The 25,584-nt window shown below is 57.9% G+C and carries 21 protein-coding genes, 1 tRNA gene and 1 pseudogene; 19 read left to right on the forward strand and 4 right to left on the reverse strand.

Annotated elements, in window-relative coordinates:
* The first annotated feature begins 3 nt into the window (after positions 1-3).
* From M9920_08935 to M9920_08960, 6 genes are all read left to right on the forward strand, one after another.
* Complete coding sequence (locus M9920_08935) at positions 4-1,134, forward strand: NADH-quinone oxidoreductase subunit D (protein MCO5052415.1); 1,131 nt, start codon at positions 4-6, stop codon at positions 1,132-1,134.
* Between the two features lie 11 nt (positions 1,135-1,145).
* On the forward strand, positions 1,146-2,525 hold the full coding sequence (locus M9920_08940; protein MCO5052416.1) for a HEAT repeat domain-containing protein: 1,380 nt from the start codon (positions 1,146-1,148) through the stop codon (positions 2,523-2,525).
* 104 nt (positions 2,526-2,629) lie between these two features.
* Positions 2,630-3,766, forward strand: a complete 1,137-nt coding sequence (locus tag M9920_08945) for a response regulator (protein MCO5052417.1) — start codon at positions 2,630-2,632, stop codon at positions 3,764-3,766.
* Position 3,767: 1 nt separating this feature from the next.
* Positions 3,768-4,133, forward strand: coding sequence for a hypothetical protein (locus M9920_08950; GenBank protein MCO5052418.1), 366 nt, complete (start codon positions 3,768-3,770; stop codon positions 4,131-4,133).
* A 62-nt stretch (positions 4,134-4,195) separates the two neighbouring features.
* Complete coding sequence (locus M9920_08955; GenBank protein MCO5052419.1) at positions 4,196-5,341, forward strand: iron-containing alcohol dehydrogenase; 1,146 nt, start codon at positions 4,196-4,198, stop codon at positions 5,339-5,341.
* A gap of 92 nt (positions 5,342-5,433) precedes the next feature.
* A complete protein-coding gene (locus M9920_08960; protein MCO5052420.1) occupies positions 5,434-6,861 on the forward strand; it encodes a hypothetical protein in 1,428 nt (475 codons plus the stop codon).
* 158 nt (positions 6,862-7,019) lie between these two features.
* On the opposite strand, the gene M9920_08965 is transcribed toward M9920_08960, so the two are convergent.
* Positions 7,020-7,751 (reverse strand): lipoate--protein ligase family protein, encoded by a 732-nt coding sequence (locus M9920_08965; protein MCO5052421.1) that lies wholly within the window; start codon positions 7,749-7,751, stop codon positions 7,020-7,022.
* A gap of 320 nt (positions 7,752-8,071) precedes the next feature.
* Between M9920_08965 and M9920_08970 the strand changes: the two genes are divergently transcribed.
* The 9 genes and pseudogenes from M9920_08970 to M9920_09010 all read left to right on the forward strand — a co-directional run bounded on the left by M9920_08970 (position 8,072) and on the right by M9920_09010 (position 19,639).
* Positions 8,072-8,311: a hypothetical protein gene (locus tag M9920_08970; protein MCO5052422.1), complete on the forward strand. Its 240-nt coding sequence runs from the start codon at positions 8,072-8,074 to the stop codon at positions 8,309-8,311.
* 127 nt (positions 8,312-8,438) lie between these two features.
* The gene (locus M9920_08975; GenBank protein MCO5052423.1) at positions 8,439-9,836 is read left to right on the forward strand and encodes an ectonucleotide pyrophosphatase/phosphodiesterase; all 1,398 of its coding nucleotides are present in this window, start codon (positions 8,439-8,441) and stop codon (positions 9,834-9,836) included.
* Positions 9,837-9,872: 36 nt separating this feature from the next.
* Entirely contained in the window at positions 9,873-10,994 is a 1,122-nt protein-coding gene (locus M9920_08980; protein ID MCO5052424.1) for an AP protein, read from the forward strand.
* 313 nt (positions 10,995-11,307) lie between these two features.
* A pseudogene (locus tag M9920_08985) lies at positions 11,308-11,427 on the forward strand (prepilin-type N-terminal cleavage/methylation domain-containing protein).
* 967 nt (positions 11,428-12,394) lie between these two features.
* Positions 12,395-13,006, forward strand: a complete 612-nt coding sequence (locus M9920_08990; protein ID MCO5052425.1) for a hypothetical protein — start codon at positions 12,395-12,397, stop codon at positions 13,004-13,006.
* A gap of 128 nt (positions 13,007-13,134) precedes the next feature.
* Complete coding sequence (locus tag M9920_08995; protein MCO5052426.1) at positions 13,135-13,737, forward strand: TetR/AcrR family transcriptional regulator; 603 nt, start codon at positions 13,135-13,137, stop codon at positions 13,735-13,737.
* Between the two features lie 90 nt (positions 13,738-13,827).
* Positions 13,828-17,016, forward strand: coding sequence for an efflux RND transporter permease subunit (locus M9920_09000; GenBank protein ID MCO5052427.1), 3,189 nt, complete (start codon positions 13,828-13,830; stop codon positions 17,014-17,016).
* On the forward strand, positions 17,013-18,188 hold the full coding sequence (locus M9920_09005; protein ID MCO5052428.1) for an efflux RND transporter periplasmic adaptor subunit: 1,176 nt from the start codon (positions 17,013-17,015) through the stop codon (positions 18,186-18,188). The genes M9920_09000 and M9920_09005 overlap by 4 nt, the downstream gene beginning before the upstream one ends.
* Positions 18,185-19,639, forward strand: coding sequence for an efflux transporter outer membrane subunit (locus M9920_09010; GenBank protein ID MCO5052429.1), 1,455 nt, complete (start codon positions 18,185-18,187; stop codon positions 19,637-19,639). Before M9920_09005 ends, M9920_09010 begins: the two co-directional genes overlap by 4 nt.
* A 72-nt stretch (positions 19,640-19,711) precedes the next feature.
* Here the strand turns inward: M9920_09010 and M9920_09015 are convergent, their stop codons facing one another.
* From M9920_09015 to M9920_09025, 3 genes are all read right to left on the reverse strand, one after another.
* Entirely contained in the window at positions 19,712-21,610 is a 1,899-nt protein-coding gene (locus tag M9920_09015; protein MCO5052430.1) for a type II secretion system protein GspG, read from the reverse strand.
* Between the two features lie 482 nt (positions 21,611-22,092).
* Positions 22,093-22,611 (reverse strand): RNA polymerase sigma factor, encoded by a 519-nt coding sequence (locus M9920_09020; GenBank protein MCO5052431.1) that lies wholly within the window; start codon positions 22,609-22,611, stop codon positions 22,093-22,095.
* Between the two features lie 472 nt (positions 22,612-23,083).
* Positions 23,084-23,160: transfer RNA gene (locus M9920_09025), tRNA-Arg, on the reverse strand.
* A 292-nt stretch (positions 23,161-23,452) separates the two neighbouring features.
* Here M9920_09025 and M9920_09030 point away from each other — a divergent pair.
* The 4 genes from M9920_09030 (at position 23,453) to purQ (ending at position 25,466) form a co-directional block, all read left to right on the forward strand.
* Entirely contained in the window at positions 23,453-23,704 is a 252-nt protein-coding gene (locus M9920_09030; protein MCO5052432.1) for a DNA-directed RNA polymerase subunit omega, read from the forward strand.
* Positions 23,705-23,852: 148 nt separating this feature from the next.
* Positions 23,853-24,308: an SsrA-binding protein SmpB gene (smpB, locus tag M9920_09035; protein MCO5052433.1), complete on the forward strand. Its 456-nt coding sequence runs from the start codon at positions 23,853-23,855 to the stop codon at positions 24,306-24,308.
* Between the two features lie 129 nt (positions 24,309-24,437).
* Positions 24,438-24,680 (forward strand): phosphoribosylformylglycinamidine synthase subunit PurS, encoded by a 243-nt coding sequence (gene purS / locus M9920_09040; GenBank protein MCO5052434.1) that lies wholly within the window; start codon positions 24,438-24,440, stop codon positions 24,678-24,680.
* Between the two features lie 75 nt (positions 24,681-24,755).
* The gene (gene purQ / locus M9920_09045; GenBank protein ID MCO5052435.1) at positions 24,756-25,466 is read left to right on the forward strand and encodes a phosphoribosylformylglycinamidine synthase I; all 711 of its coding nucleotides are present in this window, start codon (positions 24,756-24,758) and stop codon (positions 25,464-25,466) included.
* Positions 25,467-25,584: the final 118 nt, after the last annotated feature.

Consider the following 25,584-nt stretch of genomic DNA (forward strand, 5'->3'; position numbering starts at 1 on the left):
CAAATGGAGCTGCGGCCCAAAGTCGATGACCGTGAAGGGCGCTGGCTCGAAGTGGCGATGGGGCCGCATCACCCCTCGACCCACGGCGTGTTTCGCATGGACGTGGCGCTGGATGGCGAGCGCGTTGTTAAATTAAAACCCGTCTTCGGCTATCTGCATCGCAACCACGAAAAGCTGGCCGAGGGAATGAGTTATCTGGCGTCCATTCCCTACACGGACCGGCTGGATTATTTTTGTTCGCTGACCAACAACTGGGCGTATGCGTTGAGCGTCGAGAAGCTCGCCGGGTTGCAGGTGCCGGAACGCGCGGAATACATCCGCGTCATCACGGCGGAATTGACGCGACTCCAAAATCACGCCTGTCTGGCGGGTTTTTTATTGCAGGACATGGGCGCCAGCGGCACGCCGTTGATGTACGCGTTCCGCGAACGCGAGAAGATTTTGGATTTGTTCGAGGCGCTGACTGGCGCGCGGATGATGTGCAATTACATGCGTTTCGGTGGTTGCCGCTGTGATTTACCCGAGGGTTGGCTGGCGCAGGCGAAACAAGTCGTGGCAGAAACGCCGCGCTTCATTGACGAGTTTGAGAATTTGCTGGCGACGAACGAGATCCTGCTCGCCCGCACTCAAGGCATTGGGGCGGTGCCGGCGGGATTGGCCATCAATGCCGGCATCACCGGTCCGATGTTGCGCGCCGCCGGCGTGAATTATGATCTGCGCAAAGTGGATCGCTACGGCATTTATGATCGCTTCCAATTCAAAATCCCGCTGGGCGCGCAGGGCGATACGTATGACCGCTATTTCGTGCGCATGTTGGAAATGCGCGAGTCCGTCAAAATTCTGGAACAAGCGCTGGCGGCCATTCCCGACGGTCCGATCATGGATCCCAAATCCAAGTTGCGCGGCTTCCGTCCGAAACCGGGCGAAGCCTACGGTCGCATTGAAGCGCCCAAGGGCGAACTCGGCTTTTATCTGATCAGTGATGGCGGACCGAATCCCTACCGTTATCGAATCCGCCCGCCCAGCTTCATCAACCTCACCGTGCTCGAAGACTTGTGCCTCGGGCACACGGTGGCCGACGCCGTCGCCATTCTGGGCAGCGTGGATATTGTCCTTGGCGAAGTAGATCGCTAATATCTGTGGCCATGCTAAATACGAAGCTCTGGCTGCTGCAACGCGGCTTGAATTCTGATTCAGCGCAAAAGCGATTGGAAACCGTGCAACGCATTCGCGCGCTTAAAGACCCGGCGGCGGTCAACGTGCTGATTGACGCCTTGCGCGATCCCGAAGCCGCCGTGCGCGCGGAAGTCGTCGCCGCGTTGAGCGATTTTGAAGGCGCCGTCGCGCTCAAGCCCTTGATTGACATGTTGCGCGATCCCAGTGACGCCGTGCAGGAACTGGTCGCGCAAGCACTGAAAAAAATCGGCAGCAAGGCGGCGATTGACGGCTTGGTCGGCGCGCTGCTGCGCGGTACGCCTGGCGTGCAATATCACGTAGCCCAGGCGTTGCGCGCGCTGAATTGGACGCCGCGAAATGTCACCGAGCAAATCCCCTTCTTCATCGCTTGTGGCGATTTCAAACGCGTGACCATGTTTGGTTCGATGGCTTTGGGGCCGCTGACCAGCGTGCTGCGGAGCGGGAGCTACGAGCGGCGCGTGGCGGCCGCAACGGCTCTGGGCGAACTGGGCGAAGCCGCCGGACTCAAACCGCTTCTGGACACCTTGAAGGATCACGAGCCGATGGTGCGCGTGGCGGTGGTCAATAGTCTCGCGAGCATGGGCGATAAACAGGCGGTGCCCGGCTTGATTTCGCTCTTGCGCGATCGCGTGCGTAATGTGCGCGTGGCCGCTGTCACCGCGTTGGGGCAGTTGGGGGACGCGCAAGCCGTCGCCCCGCTGCTGAAATTGGCGCGCGATCGTGATTGGGAAGTGCGCGCGGCTTTAGCGGAAGCGCTCGGGCGTTTGGGTGACCGCGCGGCGTTGTTTGCGGTCACGGAGTTGTTGCAAGACCGCGATGCGGAAGTGCGGCAACACGCCGCCGACGCCCTGGGCTATATTGGCGATGAAAATTCGATGGACTGTTTGATTTTGGCGATGGTGGATGAACACATGGGCGTGCGGCAGGCGGCGGCGCGCGCGCTGGCCTCCTTGGATCCGTATTGGGAACGCCATGCCACCGCCAAAGCGTTGGTGCCGCAGTTGCAGGAGGCCGTGCGGCATCGTGAGCCGGGGGTGCAATTTGCCGCCGTGCAATTGATCCGCCGCATCACCGGGCGCCGTGGTGGCGAACTGGCTCGACCGCCCGGCGTGATGGGCGGCGACCTCACCGGCGATCAGGTATTTGACGTGTTGCAAATCCTCTTGCGCGATGCCGATGCGGAAGTGCGTCTTGCTGCGGTGGAAGCGGTCATCCGATTGAATCTGCCCGCGAGTATTCCCGCGCTGCAATCTTTGTTGAACGACAAGAATCGCTGGGTTAAACAGACAGCCGACAAGGGATTATCCGCGCTCATGGCCGAACGATGAATTTTCCTGGCTGCGAAAGTTTGTTGAAACGGAGAGGAATTCGCTTCCCTTTTTCCGGTTGCTCCTTCTGAATTAAAGCGGACTTGTCAGCCAACAACGTCAACATGAGTGATACAGGGACATCAGCCACACCCGCCAACGGTTTGCGTCGGGTGCTGTTTGTGGATGACGAAGAACCGTTTTTGGAAACGGTGCGCGAGCTGATGGGCGTGCTGAGTCAGGGCCAATGGGAAATCCTGACCGCCACGAGCGCCAGCCAGGCGTTCGGGATGCTGCAAAAGCAATCGGTGGACCTGGCGGTGATTGACATGCAGATGGGCGTCATGGACGGCTTGCAAATGTTGTCCCTGCTCAACCGCGGCTATCCTAACGTGCAAAAGGTCGTGCTGACCGGCTTCGTGACGGAGAAGTATCGGACCGCCTGTTTAAGCAACGGCGCGGAGCTGTTCCTGCAAAAGCCCACCAACCCCTCCGGTTGGCAGAGCCTTTACGGAATTCTGAACGAACTGCTGAAACTTCATTCCGAGGAAGGTTTCCGTGGTGTGCTCCGGCGCGTCGGTCTGCAGGACATCATTCAGATGGAATGTCTGGCGCGCAGCTCCTCGATCCTGGAAATCACCAACGCCAGCATGACCGGGCGGATCTTCATCGAAACGGGCCAGATCGTTCATGCGGAAAGCGGCTCGCTCACGGGCGAGGACGCGTTCAATCATTTGCTGGCGCTGACCGGCGGCCAGTTCGTGTTGAAACCGTTCAGCGAACCGGCCACGCGTTCGATCAATGGGCAGTGGGAATTCCTATTGATGGAAGCCGCGCGCAAAAGTGATGAAACCCGGGAAGCGCTCGCCGCCAACCCGCCCGAAGCGCCCGCCGCCGCCACCATCACCGCTGAAGCCGCGCAACTGGAAACCGACGGCGCGATTGATCCCTCCAGACTTAAGGTTGACTATTCCTACGGCGCGGTGCCCATCGTGCCGCCGGGCGTCGCCACGCAGCCGCAGGTGGATGAGTTGTTGATCCTTTCCAGCCAGGGCGAAATTATTTATGGGTGGCAGTGTCACAACATGGATTTGTGGGTGAATTTTTTTGAGTTTGTTTCCCAACGCGGCCAGCGTCTGGCGCAACTGTTGCCGCTGGGTGATTTTGACCGTTTGGAAATCCAAAGCGGCGGCGCGCGTGCCGTGGTGCTACTGACTCCCAATCACGGCGTCATGGTCAAAACCCGAAAGGTGGCGGTCTGAGATGAGCAACGTCAGCAAGGAGCAAATATTGGCCTGGCTGCAAGCAACGCCGCCCACCCGCGGAGTGTTGGTGCGCGGCCTCCGCTTTACCGATGCGACGTTCTTCAGTGACGTGGACGCGCGCGAATTTCCCGCGTCCGCCTTGGAACAAGCCTGGCGCATTGTGGCTGATACGTTTCAAGTCCTCAGCGCCCAACATCTGCCGCCGATGCGGCTCAGTTGGACCCACGAGCGCACGATCCTATACTGCGCCCGCCGCGATGACGGCACCATCTTTGGCGCGTTTGTGTCACGTCGCGCCACGGACTTCGATGCCAACGCCTTGAACAAAATGTTGAGTGACTTCCAGCAACTCGGCGCGGACTGACACAGACGGTGTCGGGCACGCCGGTGGGTTGGTTCGCAATGGAACGCGTCCGGCTTGTCGCCATGAACTTTGAATTTGCCACCACTACCAGAACCATTTTTGGCGCCGGCAAACTCGCCGAACTGGGAGACCTTGCGGTTGGATTTGGTTCGCGAGCGCTATTGGTAACCGGCGCGCGTTCCACTCCAACCCGGACGATTCTATCGCTATTGCAGCGGGTGGGGATTCAGGCGACGCCCTATGCGGTCGCTTCGGAACCCACCATCGCCATGGTTGAAGCAGGCCTGGCGCTTGGCCGGACAACGCAAAGTGATTTCGTAATCGCCTGTGGCGGCGGCAGCGTGTTGGATACCGGCAAGGCCATCGCCGCTTTGCTCGCCAATGCAGGAGCAGTGCGGGACTACCTGGAAATCGTTGGGAGCGGAAGGAAGTTGACCCGATCATCGCGACCGTTCATCGCCATTCCCACCACGTCCGGCACCGGTACTGAAGTGACTCGCAACGCCGTTCTCAGCGTGCCTGAACAGCGAATCAAAGTCAGCTTGCGCAGCGCGTTGATGCTGCCGACGGTGGCGTTGATTGATCCGGAATTGACGTATGCGCTTCCGCCCAAGTTGACGGCCAGCAGTGGAATGGATGCGCTGACGCAGCTCATCGAGCCGTTTGTGTGTCGTCGCGCCAATCCGCTCACCGACGCCATCTGCCGCGAAGGAATTCCATTGGCGGCAAAGTCCCTGCCTCAAGCGTTTCACGATGGAACGAACTCCGTTGCCCGCGCCAACTTGTCCCTGGCGAGTTGGTTTGGCGGTCTGGCCCTGGCGAATGCGGGTCTCGGCGCGGTACACGGTTTGGCGGGACCGATTGGTGGAATGTTTCCCGCACCGCACGGCGCGATCTGCGCCGCGCTCTTGCCGCACGTCATGGCGATGAACATCCGGGCGCTGGAACGAAATGACGCTTCACGAGAACGCTACGATGAAGTGGCGCGTATTCTCACCGGAAACGCCTCCGCTTCCGCGCTTGCGGGAGTAGATTGGGTTGCCGGATTGGTGCGGGACTTGCGAATTCCGGGACTGAGTGCGTATGGGATTTCCCGGCGACATACCGCTGAACTGGTCGCCAAAGCCGCGCAAGCCAGCAGCATGAAGGCGAATCCCGTGGCCTTGAGCGCTGCGGAATTGTCCGCGGTGTTATCCGCCGCGTTATGAGGCGGCTTTGATTTGGCGCCCGACTGTTTTTCAACCTAAACAATGAAACGACCGCTATTGTTGATGGCGATAGGGATGATCGTGACGATGCTTTGATTGGCATCCTCACGTCCGCGCGAAAATCCAGCGCGCGCCAGACGTTGCAGGCTTACAAGGCGCAACTTCAGGCGCAGGGCGAAATACTGAGTTTTGCGGACTTGGGTTATCCGCGCGTGGTGGAATCGAATGATTGCCTGTCCCGGATCGTGGCGGCGGTTGGGCAGATCAAGTCGGCCCGTTTGACTCCCGGGTTGATCAAGCTGATGGATGTGACTGAGCCGACGAACGTCCAACCCGCTTGGGTCCGATCGGATTTGCCGTTGGCCGACAAGACGACCACCAATCTTTCGTGGGAAATCGTACGTCAGGAATTGACCGCCGCCGTGGCGCCGCTGGCGGAAATCCGCGCCGCCTTGCAGCATCCACCCACCCGCTTGGTGAGCGACCCCACCAATTTCAGCGCGCCACCGCAATATCAATTCGTGTCGCAACGCAACGCGGCGCAATGGCTCTCGGCGGAGATCATTTACGCGTTGCGTCAGCAAAATTTGGAACTGGCAAAAGCCGATTTGCAAGCGCAGTTGCAATTGGTTCACCTGCATGAAGAAGACCCGACCTTGATCAACCAGATGATTCGAGTGGCAATTGCCGGGCTGGCCGTGGCGGATACTTGGGAAGCTTTGCAATCGCCCGGCTGGGGTGAGGCTGACTTGGCGGCGTGGCAAGCGGGTTGGGAGCAAATCATTCTGTTCCGTAATTTGGAAATCGGTTTGCTGAGTGAACGATCGTGGGTGGCAGCCATGTTCTCTTACTTTAAGAACTTGAGCGCAAGCGCACAGGTTCAACACATCAATAGCGGCTATGGCGCGTTCGGGGCTTCGCTGCGCAAAAATCTGGAATATTACTGGCAGGTGTTTGTGACCACGCCCCTCTGGAAAATGAACTGTGAAGCCGATGAACTGTTGGCTTTGCGGCATTCTCAAAACAGTATTGAGTCCGTGCGTCGGTTGAGCCATGGCACCAACTGGATAGTCGTAAAACACGAACTCGCTGGCTATAAAGCTACACTGGAAAAGACACTGGATGAGCCGTATGCGTCCGTCCGCTATTCCCTAAGCGCCTGGCTGATTGTCAACATGGAAAAAGCGGCTTGGACGGTTGTGCGCAATGAAACCATGCGGCGGCTGGCGGTCGTGGCGATTGCCTTGAAGCGATATGAGTTGCAACACCAGCAGTTCCCGCCGTCCCTTGATGCGCTCGTGCCGGATTTTATCGCGCAGCTTCCGCTCGACCCGATGAGCGGCCAACCCCTGGGTTATCGCACCAATCAAACCGGTTACGTTCTGTATTCCGTGGGCGAAGACGGCGTGGATGATGGCGGGGATTCGCAGCCGTCGCCAGGAGTCATAGCGACGGATATTTGGTCGGGCCGGGATGTCGTGTGGCCCTCTGTGACCTTGAAAAGGAAATCGGCAGAATAATGAGGCACATCATTCTGACTGTTTTTCCGGAATCATAGCAGGAGCAAACTCACGACTGTAGGCAAGGGAATGTTCGACAAGGAAATGGGGAAAAGCCGGACTTTATTCTTCTGCCAAACATTCTCTTGCCTTGGATGTTTCCTGCGCGGGTTGTCCGATCAAAATTTTCTGTTCCAAGCGGCGGACTGATATTTCCGCAACAGTTCGGCGGGGATTTCCGGCGGATGCCGCATGACTTCTGTCGCCGACCACACGTCGGCCAGCGCCTGTTTCACGGTTGGCGCCGGCAGGTTTAGATTCGTGATGAACTCCCGGTGGGCTCGTCCGTCGCGATAATCAGGTTGTTGCGATGGAAATTTTAGCAGCCGATCAACCAACGCGAGATCGAACGCGTACAGCATCGTGCCGTGAAACAGGAGAAACCGCTTTCGTCGGCGTTGCGAATTTCCGGAAAATTTCAACGCGCCAATCGCCAAATCCGTATGACCGCGAACTTGCACCACGCTGCCGTCGGCGCCTGAAGCTCCGATCAATGAGGCCAGTGCCGTCCGGTTGCGTTCCATGACGAATCGGTTGGTGCTGGTGACATTACGCGTCGGTCCGGTGTCGGCGATTCGGAGGACGAGAGTATAATTAAGACATCCCGGGCCTTGCACCACCGTGCCGCCGCCGGAGCAACGCCGGAATATTGGAACTCCGAGCGTCGCGCAGGCTTCCGCCCCGACCTCGGTGGCAATTTTATTGGCGTAGCCGACCACCACGAAAGGCGTTGGTGATTCCCAAAAGCGTAGCGACTCGCCGCCTGATCCCGTTTCCGCTGATTCTAATAACACCTCGTCGAGCGCCAGATTTTCAGCCGGGGTGGGCAGGGTGAGATCAAGCGACGTCATGGAATATATTCACCGTGACGAAGGCGTCGGTGTTCGGATGTTGTTGATGGATTCTAATCGCATTGTCGGCCGCGAGGTAAGTAACGCAATTCGCGTGTGAAAGGAAGTTTTTCCAAATGCCGCCCGAGTGCAGAACGGCGATTGAAATCGGAGTTCGAAATCCGATTGTCAATTCCGGCGTGAATTGCGAACCTGAACGCGGGCGGACGGTTGGTTTTCCTGATTAATTTACCGTGTGCGGGCAAAGCCTTCAGTCCGTCCGATTTTCATTTCACTCCACCGCGCGGCGACGGGTGATTGTGGACGAAAACACATTTATCATGAAGAAGATCAAACTTATCTGGGACTTCCGAGGCCCTTCAGGTCAGAAGACGGCCGAACACCACGAACATCATGTCGAGGAGTTTCTTCAAGCCAAAAACTTAAAAGCCGAGCAAACGGGCGTGGAAACGCTCAACGCGATGCACTCGATTTGCTTCCTGATTGTGGAGGAAGCCAATCTGGAGCCGATTCGTAACGCGCTGCGGCCGCATCGCGCCACCTGGTACGAACCCAACTGACGTTATCAAAGCCAGCCCGAGTTTGTTAGGAGCCGCCTCGCCGCGAACCGCAACCTCGCTGAATTGTTTGGATTCGGGTAAAAAAACCTTGGGTGAATCCTCATTCTCCACCAACAATACGTTTGCAATGAGCAAAGAACTTCCCGAGAACACTGGTCTCACTTCCTGGCCCATCCGGTTGTTCCTCGTCGTCGCGTTGTGTTTTCCACTGCTTCAAGTCAAGGCCGCCACGGATCGGGTGGTCGTCCTGATCAGTGTGGACGGTTTGGCTGGTTTCTATCTCGACGATCCGCAGGCTGATATTCCCAACCTCCGCGCGCTGGCCGCGGGTGGCGCGCGTTCCGCCGCCATGCTGGCTTCCACGCCGACGGTGACCTGGCCGAATCATACCACTCTGGTTACCGGGGTGACCCCGGCTCGTCACGGCGTCGTGGGTAACAACTACTTTAATCGCAGCACGGGCAAACGCGTTACTTTGATCGCCGATCCCGTGTTCGATAAGGATCAGATCGTGAAGGTGCCAACAATTTACGATGTAGCCAAGGCGAACGGTTTGGTGACGGCGGCGCTCCGGTGGCCGGCGACTCGGAACGCCAAAACTCTGGACTGGACCATCCCGGACATCGGTTCGCCGCAGTTGCGTGAAAAGTATTCCACCCCTTCGCTCTGGGCCGAATGTGAGCGCACCGGACTTTCGGTGAACAAAGCGAAAACTGCGGATGGCGAACCCGGCTTCACCGACCGGATGGATGGCACTTTCACCCAGATTTTTAATCGCGTCTTGCGCGAACACCGTCCGCAACTGGCCTTGTTACACCTCTTGAATGTGGATCACGCGCAGCACCTTTACGGACCGCGCTCGCCGGAAGCTTACGCCGCCATCAAAGGCGCGGATCACTGCGTTGGTCTGGTATGGGAGGAATTGAAACGAGACTTTCCAGGGCGCGCCGCGTTGTTCGTGGTTTCTGACCATGGCTTTTCACCCATCGAAAAAATTATTTTGCCAAACGTCATTCTGAAAAATGAAGCCATCAGCACGCAGACGGGGACGAAGAATCCGGGTGATGTGTTTGCCTTGGCCCAGGGCGGTTCGGCCTTCATCTACATCCGCAATGAAGCCCGACGTGAAGCACTGGAAACCAAATTGCGCCGCGTCTTTGCGGATACGGAAGGCGTGGCTCGAGTCATCGGCACGGATCAATTTGCCGCCTACGGTGTGGCTGATCCGCGGCAAGACCCTCACGCGCCGGATTTAATTTTATTCGCGAAGTTGGGTTACGCGTTCGGCAATACGGCGGCAGGCGCGTTGCCGTTTCAGGATAAACCGGAACGTCGTGGCACGCACGGTCACGACCCGCACCTGCCCGAACTGCACGCCACGTTCGTCGCGTGGGGCGCGGGCATCAAACCGGGCGTGCAGCTCGCCGAGATTTCCAATCTTGACGTCGCCCCCACGATCGCTAGCTTGCTCGGCGTGGATTTCCCGGCGGATGGCAAAGTTTTGACCACCGTATTAACCAACTGAAAACCAAGCTTAACAACACGAAACAAGATGAACCTGATGCTTCTTCCTTGGCATAAGAACCTGCTGCTGACGACCACCCTGTTGGTGGGGCTGGTGGCGATCAATCCCGATGCGGCGCCGGCGGCCGGCAAGTTAAAAACCGAGAACGTGATTCTTATCCACACCGACGGTTTGCGTTGGCAGGAAGTCTTCACCGGTGCCGATCCCGCGCTGCTCCCCAAACCTGACAGTAATCATCCGTTGATCAAAACGTACTGGCGCGATACGCCCGAGGCGCGGCGCGAAGCTTTGCTGCCTTTCTTTTGGCAGGTGATCGCAAAGGAGGGACAGATCTACGGTAATCAAAACAAAGGCAGCGTCGTGCGGGTGACCAACAACGAGTGGTTTTCGTATCCGGGACGCAATGAATTCCTGACGGGTTCGGCCGATCCGCGCATCAACAGCAACGCCAAGACGCCCAATCCCAACGTGACCGTGCTGGAATGGTTGCATCAGAAACCAGCGTTCAATCATGCCGTCGCCGCCTATAGCGCCTGGGATGTCGTCCCGTACATTATCAATCGCGACCGTTGCGGTTTTCCCGTGATGGGCGGCTGGGAACCGGTACCGGATAAATCCCCGAGTCCGCGCATGGCGCTGCTGAACGAATTGATTCGCGACACCACTCCCGCCAACACGGCGGAAGTGTACGACTCGTTTATTTTTCAAGCGGCGTTGGAGCATCTGGTCACCAAACAACCGCGCGTGTTGTACGTGGATTTTCTGGAAACGGATCATTGGGCCCACGCCGGTCAATACGGCGCGGTTCTGAACGCCGCCCACAAGTTCGACAGTTACGTGCAGCGCCTCTGGGAGACGGTTCAGGCCTCAGACCATTACCGGAACAAAACAACTTTGCTCCTGCTCACGGACCATGGCCGCGGGTTGGCGCCGGAAAATTGGAAACACCACGGTCGCAAGATCGAAGGCGCGCAATACATCTGGATGGCTTTCCTCGGTCCGGACACTCCGGCGCTGGGTGAACGCGCCAATTGCTCGACAATTACGCAAAGCCAGTTGGCGGCGACCTTGGCCGCCTTCCTCGGTGAGGACTACAACCAAGCGGTTCCTCAAGCCGCGCCGCCAGTAGCCGAGGCTTTGCCAGCGGTGGGTAAATAATCTTTCACCCAGCCAACAACCGGACGATGGGCTTGAACGCTTGATTCCTAAAATTCCGGGTGTGCTGGGCGGAACGAAACGCCGCGCCGCCGGATTTGATGCGAATCGGCCCGTCGTTATGTTCGGGGTTTGGTGGTAAGATTAAACTTTCTCAATAACCATTCCAGCAGCGCGCGTTGATCATCAATCGTAGCGCGACGGACTTGGGTCAATAGATGAATCCGATCCGGCGGGGGCAGATTGGTGTTCTGCAAACCTGAAGCCAGGCTAAATTTAGCTTGAACAATTCATCGCCAGCTACGTCAATTCCGCTGTGAACTCGTTCGTTGCCCAACGAGAATCTTCGTTTTCCGCCAATCGTCAGGGTTTCACCTTGATCGAGTTGTTGGTGGTCATCGCGATTATTGCCATTCTGGCCGCCTTGCTGTTGCCGGTGCTTGGAAAGGCCAAGGGTAAAGCCCAAGCCGCCGCTTGCATGGGGAATTTCAAGCAACTCCAGCTTTGTTGGCAGTTATATGTGGACGATAGCAACGATCATCTGCCCGCCAATACCGCCTTGAATGAAGACGATATTGGCAATCGCGAGGCGTGGACCTCGGACCCTTTTTCCTGGTTGCAAGGCAATGCCTGGACCGATACCACGCCAGAATATCTGCAACGCGGAGTCCTCTACCCTTACAACCGATCGCTCGGTATTTATCGGTGTCCCGCTGATCGCTCCACCGTGCGGGACCTGGGCGCCATTCCGCGCAACCGCAGTGTTTCAATGAGCATGTATATGAATTTCCGCAATCAGCCGGAAGACCCCGCCTACCGCTTGTGCTGGCATCGTCTGGGGCAAATCCAACGGCCCGGCCCGAGTCGCGCCGCGGTGTTCATCGAGGAGCATGAGAAAAGCATCCAACAGAGTGCGTTTGGAATCAATGCGCCCAATTCCCTCACGTTGTTCGGTTATTCGCTCTGGACGTGGATCAGTTTTCCCGCGACGCGCCACGCTGACTCCGGATTGCTCAGTTTCGCCGATGGCCACGTCGAGAAATGGGCCTGGCGCGAAGCCAACACCCGACAGATTGCCCAGCGCAATGATTGGATTGTGGCGCAACCGGCGGTTGCCAATACGGACCGCGATCTGAGCCGCTTTTTCGAGGTGATTCCCGAAACCGTACCGATTCCTTGAAAGAGGCTCCGCACTTGCGCCCTTACTCAGAAACGTAATTGCAACCCGAACTCACATTTTTGTTTTCCACTGCTGCCGTGTGCTCTCGGTCAAAGTTGAACGAACTGACCGGGTTCGCGTCGGATAACTTGTGAAACACCGCTTGGATCAATCACCGCCACCGCCGCCGGACGCGACCGATCAAAAATCGCCGGCGTATGATTCGTCGCCGGCGTTCACGCTCATCGAGCTGCTGGTGGTCATCGCCATCATTGCCATTTTAGCGAGCCTGTTGTTGCCGGCACTGGCTGCGGCCAAAGCCAAGGCGCGCGATACGCGCTGCATTTCCCAACTGCGCCAATGCGGCATCGCCATGAGTTTATATCTGGATGACTTCAACGATCGCTATTTCTGGACTTCCACCAACGTCAGCACCGAGGGGATGGAATGGTTTGTTTGGGCCGGTCGCACGAACAATAATTTTCACACGGGACAAGACGGCATCTTCAATCGTCTGGATCGTCCGCTCAATCACTACGGTCTGTCCTTTCCGGTGGTGACGTGTCCTTGTGATCAGGGCCGGGAAGACTCCCAACCGCATACGCTGGCCGAATATGTGGGTAATTCCTACATGTTCAACGCGGTTGGTCTGCCAACGGGTACGGGCGGGCTGAATGCGCTCAAATCCACCTCGCTACCGTATCCGAGCCGAACCGTTCTGTTCGCCGACAATGTCGTTGCGTTCCCCACCAATCCCACTGGCTGGCACAAGCGTCGCCCCGCCGGCTTCGTCATGCTTACTGATCTGCATGTCGAACCAGGAACGGCGCTGACAGTGCTCAATCTGGTTTGGTAAGCGACCAATCCGCACCTGAGGTTCCGAGGTTCATTCAATGGTTTTAATTGACTGTTCAGTCAACTTGTCTATCGTGAGGCACGTTCGCTCGAACAGTCGAGCGAACGGATTGTTCCGACCCAAAAGTTATGGGACGCACCAGTGACGCCAAAGAAAAATTGCTCCAAGTCGGTTTCGACCTGATTTGGAACCAAAGCTATGGTGCCGTCAGCGTGGATCAAATTTGCGAGCAAGCCGGCGTCAACAAAGGCAGCTTTTATCATTACTTCCCCTCCAAAGCCGATTTGGTGGTCGCTGCGTACGAAGAAGATTGGCGCGAAAAGCAGCCCGAGTTGGACCGGATTTTTTCACCGCAGGTGCCGCCCTTGGAACGGCTGGAACGCTGGTGCGGTTACATTCAAAAACGTCAGAAAATACGGGCGGAAAAGTATGGTAGCGTTTGTGGCTGTCCATACGGCAGCCTGGGGGCGGAACTCGCCACTCAAGAGGAGAAAATTCGCGCGAAAATTCAGGAACTGGTCGAGCGTAATCAGCGTTATCTGACCAGCGCCGTTGCCGACGCTCAACGGGATGGCTTGATCGAGGTGGGCGATCCGCGCGTAATGGCGACCCAGATTTATTCCACGACTCTCGGCTTTACCCTCCATGCCAAGATTCGTAACAATCTCGACCTGCTGCGCGAATTGGAGCCGGCGATCATGAACTTGATCGGGATTCGCGCCGCCGTTTGAAATCTCATTCGCATGTTTGCCAAACCGAAGATGCCTGTTGATAAAATTATATTTGACCGGTCAGTTAACCCGCAGCGGTAGAGAAATTATATGTGGATTGTTCGTTTAGCATTGCGCCGACCCTACACGTTCGTGGTGGCGGCGTTGCTGCTGGTTTTGTTGACGCCGCTCATTTTGTTGCGGATGCCCACGGATATTTTCCCGGCGGTCAACATTCCGGTGGTCAGCATCATCTGGCAATACACCGGTTTGGACGCGAAGCAGGTCGAGCAACGCATCACCTACGCGCACGAACGCATTCTGAGCGTCACGGTCAACAATATCGAACACATCGAGTCCACCTCCTACAACGGCATCAGCGTGGTGAAGGTTTTCCTGCAGCCTGGCTCGTCCGTGGATTCCGCGGTGGCGCAAATCACGGCGGGCGCGCAAACCATGTTGCGACAGATGCCCCCCGGCATGCAGCCGCCGCTGGTCATTCAATATAGCGCTTCGACCGTGCCGATTTCCCAGTACAGTTTCAGCAGCCCCAAAATGTCGGAGCAGGAGCTTTTCGACGCCACCGCCAATCAAGTGCGCATCGGCCTCTCCACGGTGCGCGGCGCCATGATCCCCTGGCCGTACGGCGGTAAAACCCGCGTGGTTTCAGTGGATCTGAATCTCGACGCGCTGAAGTCCAAAAACGTTCTGCCGCAGGAAGTCGTCAGCGCCATCAACGCACAGAATTTGATCCTGCCCAGCGGCACGGCGAAAATCGGCACCACGGAATTTAGCGTGGCGGTGGATTCCAACGCCCGCATGATTGACGATCTGAATCATCTGCCGGTCAAAGTTGTGCGTGGTGCGACCATTCACCTCAGCGACGTGGCGCAGGTGCATGACGGCTACACGCCCCAGCAGAACGCCGTGCGGCAGGATGGTGTGCGCGGCGCCTTGCTGACCATTATGAAAGCGGGCAACGCCTCGACGCTCGATGTGGTCAAAGGGGTCAAGGCGGCGTTGCCGCGCGTGATGGCCGCTCAATCGCCTGATTTGCAGGTGCAGGAATTCGCCGATCAATCGCTGTTCGTCAGTGCCGCCATCAATGGGGTGGTGCATGAGGGCTTGATTGCCGCCGCGCTGACGGCCTGCATGATTCTGCTCTTCTTGGGCTCCTGGCGTAGCACGTTCATCATTGCGCTTTCCATTCCACTCGCTGTTTTGTGTTCCATCGCCGCCTTGAGCGCGCTGGGTGAGACCATCAATCTGATGACGCTGGGCGGTCTGGCGTTGGCGGTGGGGATCCTGGTGGACGACGCCACGGTGACGATTGAAAACATCCACCGACACATGGCCGCGGGCAAACCTCTGGAACAAGCCATTCTCGTCGGACAAGAGGAGATCATCATGCCGGCGTTTGTCTCGGCGCTGTGCATCAGCATCGTATTTGTGCCGATGTTTTTCCTCGCCGGCGTGGCGCGCTATCTGTTCGTGCCGTTGGCCGAAGCGGTCGTCTTCGCGATTCTTTCCAGTTTCATCATTTCGCGAACCCTGCTGCCCACGTTGGTTGCGTGGTTTTATCGCCACGTCGAAATCCATGGAGATCAATCCGATCTTTCCGCTGCGCCCGTTTGGATGCGCCCGTTCATCCGTTTACAACGCGGTTTTGAGCGTCGTTTTGATCGGTTTCGTCAAGGCTACCGCAATGTGCTCGCGAGTTGCTTCGTCTTCCGTAAAGGCTTTGTCGTCTTCTTCCTCGTGCTGTGCGTGGGTTCGTGGTTGTTGATTCCGTTTCTAGGCCGCAACTTTTTCCCAAGCGTGGACACCGGTCAGTTCCTGCTGCACTTGCGCGCGCCAACCGGCACGCGGATTGAGGAAACCCAGCGCTTGGCGGGCGAGGTGAACGAAATTATCCGGGGCGTCATTCCCGCCGGCGAACTCGGCGGTATTTTGAACAATATCGGCATCCCGAATTCTTCCATCAATTTGAGTTACAACACCAGCGGGGTGATCGGTCCGGGCGACGCCGACGTGTTGGTGTCGCTCAAACCCGGCCATGCGCCCACGCAAAATTACGTGCGACAGTTGCGGAAGCGTCTGACCCATGAGTTTCCCGGCACGCTGTTTTATTTCCTGCCTGCGGACATTGTCAGTCAAACGCTCAACTTCAGCTTGCCCGCGCCGTTCGACGTGCAAATCGTGGGCAACGATCAGGTGCGTAATCGCGCCCTGGCGGTGCGACTGGCCGAGGAGATTAAAAAGGTTCCCGGGGCCGTGGACGTGCGGGTGCAACAACCCGATAACCTCCCGCAGTTCAACGTGGATGTGGATCGCGTCAAAGCCGCTGAACTCGGGTTGACCGAGCAGGATGTGGCGCGATCCGTTTTGCTCGGGTTGAGCGGCAGCAGCCAGGTGCAACCGGCCTATTGGCTTAATCCCAAAGTGGGCGTGCAGTATTTGATCAACGTTCGTGCGCCCGAATACACCATCAACTCGGTGCAACAACTGAACGCCATGCCGATCAGCGCCAATCTTTCAGGCCCGTCTAGCGGACAAATCCTCGCCAACGTGGCCAGCTTGAAACGCGTTCATGCGCCGCCGGTGGTGTCGCATTACAATGTGATGCCGGTCATTGACATTTACGGCGGAGTGGATGGGCGCGATTTGGGGGGGGTGCTGAAGGACATCCAGCCGTTGGTGAAAGAAATTGAAAAGGATTTACCACGCGGCAGCAGCATTGTGCTTCGCGGTCAGGCGGAGACCATGCGCTCCAGCTACCTCGGCTTGGGCGGCGGTCTGATCATGGCCATCATTCTGATTTACTTTCTGTTGGTGGTGAATTTCCAGAGTTGGAAAGATCCTTTCATCATCATCACCGCGTTGCCCGGCGCGTTGGCGGGCGTGGCTTGGGGTTTGTTTCTCACGCAAACCACCTTGAGTGTGCCGGCGCTGATGGGGGCGATCATGAGTTTGGGCGTGGCTACCGCCAACTCCGTGTTGGTGGTCGCGTTTGCGCGCGACAATCTCGCTCGCGGCATGGCGCCAATAGCCGCCGCGCTGGACGCCGGGGTGCAACGCATCCGTCCAGTATTGATGACCGCGTTGGCGATGATCATCGGCATGGCGCCCATGAGTCTGGCGCTGGGCGAAGGCGGCGAGCAAAACGCGCCGCTCGGTCGCGCCGTGATTGGTGGATTGGCCTTCGCCACCGTGGCCACGTTATTTTTCGTCCCGATTGTTTTCAGTTTCCTGCACCGACAGCAGCCACCGCAAACCGCAACCGTACCGGCAACATCATGAGCACCAACGCATTTCCTTCTCCCGAAACCCCGACGCCCATCCGCCTGCGCCGCGTGGCGTTGGCCGTCGTAATCTTGGTTCTCATCGGCCTGGCCATCGGCCTCGCGCCGCGTTCTGTGGCGAGTCGTAAATTGATCGCCGAAACGAGCGTCGAATCCGTGCCGATCGTGAGCGTCGTCACGCCCACTTCCGCCAAAGCGGATTGGGGCACGCCGCTGCCGGCGGATGTGCAGGCCTTTATTCAGGCTTCCATCCACGCGCGCGCCAGTGGTTATTTGAAAGCGTGGTTCGTGGACATCGGCGACCATGTGACCAATGGGCAGGTGCTTGCGGAAATTGACACGCCCGAACTGAATCAACAACTCGCGCAGGCCCGCGCGGAAGTAAATCAGGCCCAGGCCAATCTTGATCTCGCCAAAATCACGGCGGATCGCTGGTCGGAATTACTTAAAACCGCGAGCGTGAGCGAACAGGAAACGGCCGAGAAACAGTCCGATCTCGCTTTGAAAAACGCCAATCTGGAAGCGGCTCAAGCCAACTTCAACCGCTTGCAACAGTTGAAGGATTTTGCCCGCGTCGTCGCCCCCTTCAGCGGCGTCGTGACCGCGCGCAACACCGACATCGGCCAGCTCATCGCCGCCGGGAGCGGGCCGGAACTATTCCGCATGGCGCAGACGGATCCGCTGCGTGTTTACGTGCGCGTGCCGCAACAATACGTGCGGGGGCTTGCCCCCGGCCAAAAGGCCGAACTGACCTTTGTGCAATTGCCGGGTCGCACTTTCACCGGCGAACTGACCCGCACCGCCGGCGCCATGGACCCCACCTCGCGCACGTTGCAGGTGGAACTTCAGGTCAGCAATCCGAACGACGAAATTCTGGCCGGTGGTTACGCGCAAGTGCGCTTCAGCGAATCCGCCGCGCCGAACGTCCTCATGCTTTCTGACAACGCGCTGATCTTCCGCGCGGAAGGATTGCAAGTCGCCGTGCTGGGTCAGGACAATAAAGTGAGTTTGCGTTCCGTCACGCTCGGTCGCGACTTCGGCAAAACCGTGGAAGTGCTGTCCGGGTTGAGTTTGAGTGACCGGGTGATTGATAATCCACCGGATTCAATCACCGACGGCATGACGGTACAGGTTGCGCAAACCGACACCAAGGATTTGGCCGCCCAATGAAAATCGGCTTCGTCATCGGCCTCATCGGTTTGGGATTGTTTGCCGGTTGCGCGGTAGGCCCGGACTACCAGCGTCCGGAAGTGCTCAACTCGCAACCGTTGCCGGCCAATTTCGGTTCGCCGACGAACGAGTGGAAAATCGCGGAACCGTCCGCTCATCTGCCCCGCGGCACCTGGTGGTTGGTTTTTCAGGACGTCGAACTCAATCGCCTCGAAACCTTGCTCGAAAGCGAAAATCAAACACTGGCCGGGGTCGTCGCGCGCTTTGACCGCGCCCGTGCGGAATTCAATCTGGCCCGCGCCGACCTGTTTCCCAACCTGGATGCCATCGGTTCCGCGGCCCGACAACGCACGAGCGCCAACGCGCCGCAAAGTGGTAAAGCGGCCGGCGCCGCGCATACCTATAACACGTTTGCTACTGCGCTCACGTTGGGCTGGGAAGTGGATTTATGGGGCCGCGTCCGGCGCGAATCCGAATCCGCGCGTGCGGCCTACTATGCCGTGGCCGATGACCTCGCTGCGGTACAACTCGCATTGCAGGCGGAGTTGGCGGGCGATTACTTTACGCTGCGCGCCCTCGACACGGAACGCGCACTGGTGGCTGACACCATTGAAACATTTCGCCGCTCGCTCGAATTAACCCGCGACCGACGCAAGGGCGGCATTGTCTCCGACCTCGACGTTGCGCAAGCGGAAACCCAACTGCGCACCGCGGAAGCTCAATTACCCGCGCTGGATTTGCAACGCGCTCAACTATTGCACGCCCTCGCCATCTTGTGCGGCCAACCCGCCACGACTTTCGCGGTCGCGCCATCAAGCCTTGCGAACGTGGCGCCACCCTTGATTCCCACCCATCTACCCAGCGAATTGTTGGAGCGCCGGCCGGACATCGCTGCGGCTGAACGGCGCATGGCTGCCGCCAACGCCAGTGTGGGTGTCGCTCAAGCCGCCTTTTATCCACGCCTCCGCCTCAATGGACTGGCCGGTTTCCAATCCGTCGAAGCCAGCAGCGCGTTTAACTGGTCCAGCCGCATGTGGTCCGTGGGGCCGTCCCTTGATCTGCCGCTGTTTACCGGCGGACGCAATCGGGCGCAACTGGCTGCCACCCGCGCCAACTATGACGCCACCGTGGCGAACTATCGCCAAACGGTATTGAACGCCTTTGCCGATGTGGAAGATCAGTTGGCCGCCCAGCGGCTCCTGGCGGCGCAACTTGAAGCGGAACGCGCGGCGCTGGCTGCCGCCGAACGCACGCTGGCCATTGCCAACAACCGTTACCAAGCCGGGCTGGTGACCTTTCTGGAAGTGGCGACCGCACAGAGCGCCGCGTTGCAACGGGAACGAACCGTGGCTCAACTCGAAGGCGTACAGAACCTTGTGGCCGTAGGGCTGATTCGGGCGTTGGGTGGCGGTTGGGACACCAGCCAATCCCTGGCCGAAACCAAACCGTAATTTCTCGCCCGTTGTCCTGACCACTCTGGATACCTCCTGAGGGAGAGACACGTTCCACCGTGGTGGCCCGGTTCAGAACAACAATCCACCATCGTTGCGCCCCGGCACGGGCCAAGGCCAGTCCAGAGCCGGCCCCCCTCCCAAACGGCGGAATGCCCCGCCATCGTCCCGACCGTTCTCGCCCACGCTGTAGAGCAAAAACCAACCATCATCGGTGGGGCGATAGTGAAAAGGCTGCCCGCTCATTGGATCAGGCAATGGCTTGGGTAGAAATGCCGGAACGAGCGCATCCAGCGTTTCGGGATAACGACCGTGAGCGAGACGGTAGCGTTCCAGTCCGCAAACTGTGATGGCCAGATAGTTCACCGTCTGAATTCGCGCCACCTTGCTGTCGGCCTTGCCCAAAACAGGAAGCAAATTTTTAGCAAAAGCGTTGAACGGAGAGAAAGGAGCGGACCTCAACGCGTCAGCCTTTGGACGGCCTGGATAATGTTTGTCAGCATTACCATTTGTCATAAGGCGAGCGGCTAATCCGTTGGGAGGCACGGCGGAGTCAAGGCTGCGAAGGTCAGTCAACCATTCGGTGTTCATTTCAGCCAAGGCAACTTCATTCAGGCGCAGCGCCCCGAGCGGGAACAACAGTGCGGTGCGGCGGAGGCCGGTAACGCTTTCACTCCCAAAGCCACGACCCGCAATGAGCGCGTCCGTTCCGGTGATGCCCAGCAGCCGTTCTCCTTCAACAGCGCGGATTAATCCGGACCAAAAGTCCACGCGGCCGAGCTGGGATTGGAAAAACACCAATTGCGCATCGGTCCAGCGATGGGTAATCAAGCCGTTCCACAAGGTATCGGTTGCAATCGCATTCTGAGCCATACGCACCAACTGTGAAAGGAGCAACGGTTCGTCCCGCAATAATTCCGCCACGTTCAACGCGTTGGTCGCATCGGCGAAAGCTGCGTGCGTATCGCCCGCCGCCAAATGCGCGATACAACGCACCCTGAGATTTTGTTGAAAGGTCTTGACCACCGAAAGATGTGCAGGGGAGGCAGCATCAAACCCCAGGTCGAATCGGATGGGAAACTGCGATCGTGGACGGGCAGCCGCCGCGCAAACATCCGCCATCACCGCATCACTGACTGCCAGACCGGTCAGTACGTCCTGCGCCGGATTGCCCGGGGGTGGCAACTTGAGAGACGCCACCCAGGGTGGATAGTCCTGCTTGGGTGATTCGCTCAATTTCCGATAAGCTGCCGCCCATGCCTCCACATCTTCGGGACGTTTGAGAAACCGCGTCGAATCCGTTGGTCGCTCGGGTAAAAACCCAAACGGCTGATACAGCGCTTCCTCCAGATGAGCAATGGCGTTAGTGGCTTCTGGACGCAGTTCGTTGCTGCCGGGCCTATAATCAAAGAACGGCGCAAACACTGGAGCCGCGGCGGCATTCTCGGACGCAGGAATTGCCGGCCCCAGCAATTCTGCGGACGTCAGCTTTTCGCCCTGCGCCACCAAGCGCGCATACTCACGGTGCCAGGCCCATTGCCCATAAAGATTAACTGCGGTGAGAACCATGACCACCGGAGTCACGACGGCGAGCATGACATAATAAACGATGCCGACCAACCAGCGTAGCCCGCGATAGCGTGTGGGTGGAGGAGCGAGCGGCGCATTTGGATTGGCGCGTAAACGTGCGGCGCGTTGATTCCAACACAGTGCGGTCAAGCCCGTCATGACGAAACCCTGGCAACCAGCGAGCGAACCGAACAGCCACATCATCCAGGGCATCGGCTGTCGGAGCGCCAGCAACGAGATAAGCCAGCCCAATAAAACTCCGAACACTACTTTGATGCACACCAAGGCGAACCATCGGGTCAAGGACCAACGTTCGGTGATTGCCGGCACCACGCGATGACGCAGGCCAAGCCACACCAACCGGTTATTGGCGAAGGTAAGCAGAAATCCGGGAAGCGACACAACCTCCTCCTTTCATGAAGTGAACAAGTTGAACGGCAGCCAACCGCAAAGTGCGCCAAAGTTTATCTCGCGTCGTCGTTCACTACGCGGTCGGGGTGGTGCATCCGGCGGAATGAGGGCGGGCGCGGTTTTCGCCGGCGGACGCAGTTCGGCAGGTGGTGTCGAGGGATTAGGCGCATTAACCTCAGACGCCGCCAGTCCGCCCAGATGAGTCATCGGCAGTCGGACAAACGGGCTGGGCAACATCAAATTGATTCCAATCAAAGCAACCCACAAGGCTGCCAGAGACGCCCACGCCAGCGGAAACCGGGCGAAGAGCAAACGCCAACCAACGGCCCAATCCGCCTCTCTTTCAGCAGTGGGCCGGGTGGTAACGCGAGGTCGGGCTGCTTCGGCAGCGGAGAGAATTTCGGCGCGCCAAGCAGCCGGGACTCGTCGTAGTGGCTGGCGTGCCAAGCGGTTTTCGAATGTTTCCGGTTCGTTCATTTGATCTCGTCATAGAGCGGACGCAATTGGTCGCGCAATTTGTCTAACCCGTAGCGATATCGGCTCGCCGCGGTATTGGGTGGAATCTCCAAAGCGCCGGCAATTTGTTCGAAAGTCAGCCCTTCCCACAATTTCAGATGCAGCACGGCCCGCTGGTCCGGTGGCAATTCGCCCAGTGCCTTGCTCAGAGTCGTGCGGAATGTCTGCTCATCCGGTTTCTCGGCCGGCGTAAAAGCCGACACGCGCTCCAATTGTTCTCCGAGTTGATCGTGATATTTTCGACGGGTATCGCGGCGGCGGATCAGGTCAATGGCCGCATTATGCGCGAGACGAATCAGGAACGAGCGAAGGTCGCGAACCCCCTGGAGCAGGTTTGGTTGCCGAACCAGTTTGATGAAAACCTCCTGGAGCACATCGCGGGTGTCCGCTTCGTCACCGGTCAGGTTCAGCAAAAAAGCGAACAGAGCCTGGGCGTGCTCATCGTAAAGGCGTTCCAATTCGCGTGCGTCGGGCATCGTTCTGGAATTATGACGCGGGCAACCGCAGAATTTGTCTAGCGTAATATCCGAATGGGTCGAATTGGATTTCGTTCTGGAAGGCTGAAAACTTTAGCGCTGTGGCTGGTAGGGGCTTCATCAGGTTCTGATACTTCATGAGGGAGGGACGACTTCCACGTCGTCCCAACTCATCAGGGACGCGTGGAACGCGTCCCTCACAAGGAAAATACAACCGCGAAATACACGAAATGCGCGAACGGGAAGACAAGGGAATAATTGGCAGAGGAATGGGGAATGGGTGAGCACCGCCGCCCTCGGCGGTAGTCGTTCGCGTCTCGCGGACGACATCCGGTTCTAAAGTTAAAGGCTACCGAGACGCAGAGACACCGAGAGGAGGGCGAATTATGAAGGATGATTTACGCAGAATGAGGCGAGGGATGATGGAGCGTTGAATGAGTTGCAGGGGAAAGTGACGAAGGCGGAATGGAGCTGGTGCGCGAGGCGGGGGTCGAACCCACAACCTTCGGCTCCGGAGGCCGACGCTCTATCCAATTGAGCTACTCGCGCAAACCGGTGGCCAGCATAGGTGGCGCAACGTCGTGGTTCAATGCGTTTATTGTCATCCATGAGGTTGCTTTCCGATAACGAAGTTCTACTCGACCGGCAATAGTCAGTTTGGATTGATCGTCAATCTCGCTGATTTTTAATCGCTTACAAAGCCGGCTGAAGGGATTGACTTGGTTTTGGTGGTAGCGGTTCTCGGGCGGTCATTTGCCTTTGCTTTGCTCGGCACCTGAATTTTGATTGCCACCGGGGTTATTCCCGCTAGACTGCCGAGCTTGGTTTTGAACTGAATACTGTGAACGCTGAACTTTGTCGGAAAGCTTTGGAGAAGGTTGGGGGCACCAACGTCCTGATTAACATTATCTCGCAACGGGTGCGCCAGTTGAATGCGGGCGGCGGCGGCTTGGGGCGGCCCTTGATCGCGGATTACGTTACGCTGGGATGCGCTGATATTGCCTTGCGCGAGGTGATCGAAGAGAAAATCGGGTGGGAGCTGCCCAAGTTCGAGGAGCTAACGCGTCCCGTGCCGAAAAAGCGCCGCAAATAAGGCGCGAGGATTTTCATGCAACCAACGACGCAAATGAAGCGGTAGGTTCATTGCGTTTGGCGACGGTTGCCAGCGGCTTCATTCATCCCGGTGAATGAAGCTTTTTTTGTGGCTCGAATTTTGTTGGTTTCCTTCTACCTTGAGAAGAATGGCGGACATTGTTTCCAATCACAAAGCGCGACGTGATTATCACATCCTCGAAACTTTCGAAGCGGGGATTGTGCTGCGTGGCACTGAAGTGAAGGTCTTGCGTGCCGGCAAGGGACAAATCGCCGACGCTTTCGCGCGGGTGGAGCGGGGAGAGGTCTGGCTGTATAACGCGCACATTGACGAATACTCGCACGGGAATCTGAACAACCACGAACCGAAGGCGCGGCGCAAATTGCTGCTGCACAAGGCGGAGATTCGCAAGTTGTTCGAGCTGGCTTCGGTCAAGGGGAACGCCTTGTTTCCGCTCGCGTTGTATTGGAAGAACGGTCAGGTCAAAGTGGCGTTGGGGGTCGGCAAAGGTAAACAACAGTTCGACAAGCGCGCGGACATCAAAAAGCGCGAGTCGGATCGCGAGTTGCGCCGCGCCGCGATGCACTTTTCGAAGCACAAGTAGGTTGGGGGCGTGTGGCCAGGCGTGGTGTGCCGCGCCGCGATCAAATTGAAATTGCTCGCCCTGCGCCGCGAGACTTGTCACTCTGGAACGGATTTATTCCGGGCCAAGCCCGGCGTGGTTGGGTTTCACATGAAGGCCAGAATCATCATCACACCGAAGAAAGCCGTGGTGGATCCGCAGGGGATTACCGTTCGGCGCGCGTTGGAGCACATGGGTTATGCGGGAGTCACTGATGTGCATGTGGGAAAGTACATCGAGATTGATCTGGCACCCGGCACGGACCTGGCCGCGGCGGAACGGGCGCTCAACGACGCGGCGCACCGGTTTCTGAGCAATCCCGTGATTGAAGATTATCGCTTGGAGATTAAATGAATCCGGGCGAAGGCGAAGCCGGGCGCGTTGATCCGGTGCGATCCGGCTTTGATTTGTAAACCCGCAGACCTCATCATGAATTTTGCCGTCATTCAATTTCCCGCCAGCAATTGCGATCAAGATGCCTTGCACGCGGTTCGCCAACTGGGTTACTCGGCGCGTTACATCTGGCACAAGGACACCTCGCTCGGCGCGACCGATGTAGTGCTCATTCCCGGCGGGTTCAGCTATGGCGATCACTTGCGCTGCGGCGCGATTGCGCGTTTCAGTCCGGTGATGCAGGCGGTAAAGGAGTTTGCGGGGCAGGGCGGATTGGTGCTGGGAATTTGCAATGGGTTTCAAGTTTTAACCGAGGCGGGATTATTGCCCGGCGCGCTGGTGCGCAATCGTTCCTTGCAATTTCGCTGCGAGAACGTCTTTCTGAAAACCGCCACCAAGAACTCGCCATTCACCAATCAAATCCCCGATGGAAAATTATTGCGGGTACCGATTGCGCATGGCGAAGGTTGCTACTTTGCCGATGAGGAAGCGCTCAAGCGCCTTCAGGCCAACGACCAAATTCTGTGGCAGTATTGCGATTCGGAAGGGAACGTGACCGAGCCGGCCAATCCCAACGGGGCGGTTCTGAACATCGCGGGCATCAGCAACGAACAGCGTAATGTCGCCGGGTTGATGCCGCACCCGGAGCGCGCCTGCGAAACCATTCTTGGCAATACCGACGGCCGGCTGATTTTCCAAAGCATGATTACTTGGTTGGAGAAACGCCAGCAAAGCGCCGCCGCGTGAAGCGAAGCAAACCGCCAAGAGATTGGCGGCCGGAATTTTGTGGAACGATTCACCGTTTGACGGTTTTACCCGCAGCGAGGTTCATGCGTCCTGATCACCCTCAAATGATTTCGCTTAA

It is taken from the genome of Verrucomicrobiia bacterium (assembly GCA_023953615.1).
In the GTDB taxonomy this organism is placed as follows: Bacteria; Verrucomicrobiota; Verrucomicrobiia; order Limisphaerales; family JADLHS01; genus JADLHS01.

Coding starts and splice junctions, on each gene's coding strand:
- M9920_09020 (MCO5052431.1), bottom strand. CDS start 22,611: ATGCCCGACGCACGCGAATTGGAACGCCTTTACGATGAGCACGCCCAG.
- purQ (MCO5052435.1), top strand. CDS start 24,756: ATGAATTTTGCCGTCATTCAATTTCCCGCCAGCAATTGCGATCAAGAT.
- purS (MCO5052434.1), top strand. CDS start 24,438: ATGAAGGCCAGAATCATCATCACACCGAAGAAAGCCGTGGTGGATCCG.
- M9920_08995 (MCO5052426.1), top strand. CDS start 13,135: ATGGGACGCACCAGTGACGCCAAAGAAAAATTGCTCCAAGTCGGTTTC.
- M9920_08955 (MCO5052419.1), top strand. CDS start 4,196: ATGAACTTTGAATTTGCCACCACTACCAGAACCATTTTTGGCGCCGGC.
- M9920_08980 (MCO5052424.1), top strand. CDS start 9,873: ATGCTTCTTCCTTGGCATAAGAACCTGCTGCTGACGACCACCCTGTTG.
- M9920_08945 (MCO5052417.1), top strand. CDS start 2,630: ATGAGTGATACAGGGACATCAGCCACACCCGCCAACGGTTTGCGTCGG.
- M9920_09005 (MCO5052428.1), top strand. CDS start 17,013: ATGAGCACCAACGCATTTCCTTCTCCCGAAACCCCGACGCCCATCCGC.
- M9920_08950 (MCO5052418.1), top strand. CDS start 3,768: ATGAGCAACGTCAGCAAGGAGCAAATATTGGCCTGGCTGCAAGCAACG.
- M9920_08940 (MCO5052416.1), top strand. CDS start 1,146: ATGCTAAATACGAAGCTCTGGCTGCTGCAACGCGGCTTGAATTCTGAT.
- M9920_09000 (MCO5052427.1), top strand. CDS start 13,828: ATGTGGATTGTTCGTTTAGCATTGCGCCGACCCTACACGTTCGTGGTG.
- M9920_09010 (MCO5052429.1), top strand. CDS start 18,185: ATGAAAATCGGCTTCGTCATCGGCCTCATCGGTTTGGGATTGTTTGCC.
- M9920_08965 (MCO5052421.1), bottom strand. CDS start 7,751: ATGACGTCGCTTGATCTCACCCTGCCCACCCCGGCTGAAAATCTGGCG.
- M9920_08935 (MCO5052415.1), top strand. CDS start 4: ATGGAGCTGCGGCCCAAAGTCGATGACCGTGAAGGGCGCTGGCTCGAA.
- smpB (MCO5052433.1), top strand. CDS start 23,853: ATGGCGGACATTGTTTCCAATCACAAAGCGCGACGTGATTATCACATC.
- M9920_08970 (MCO5052422.1), top strand. CDS start 8,072: ATGAAGAAGATCAAACTTATCTGGGACTTCCGAGGCCCTTCAGGTCAG.
- M9920_08975 (MCO5052423.1), top strand. CDS start 8,439: ATGAGCAAAGAACTTCCCGAGAACACTGGTCTCACTTCCTGGCCCATC.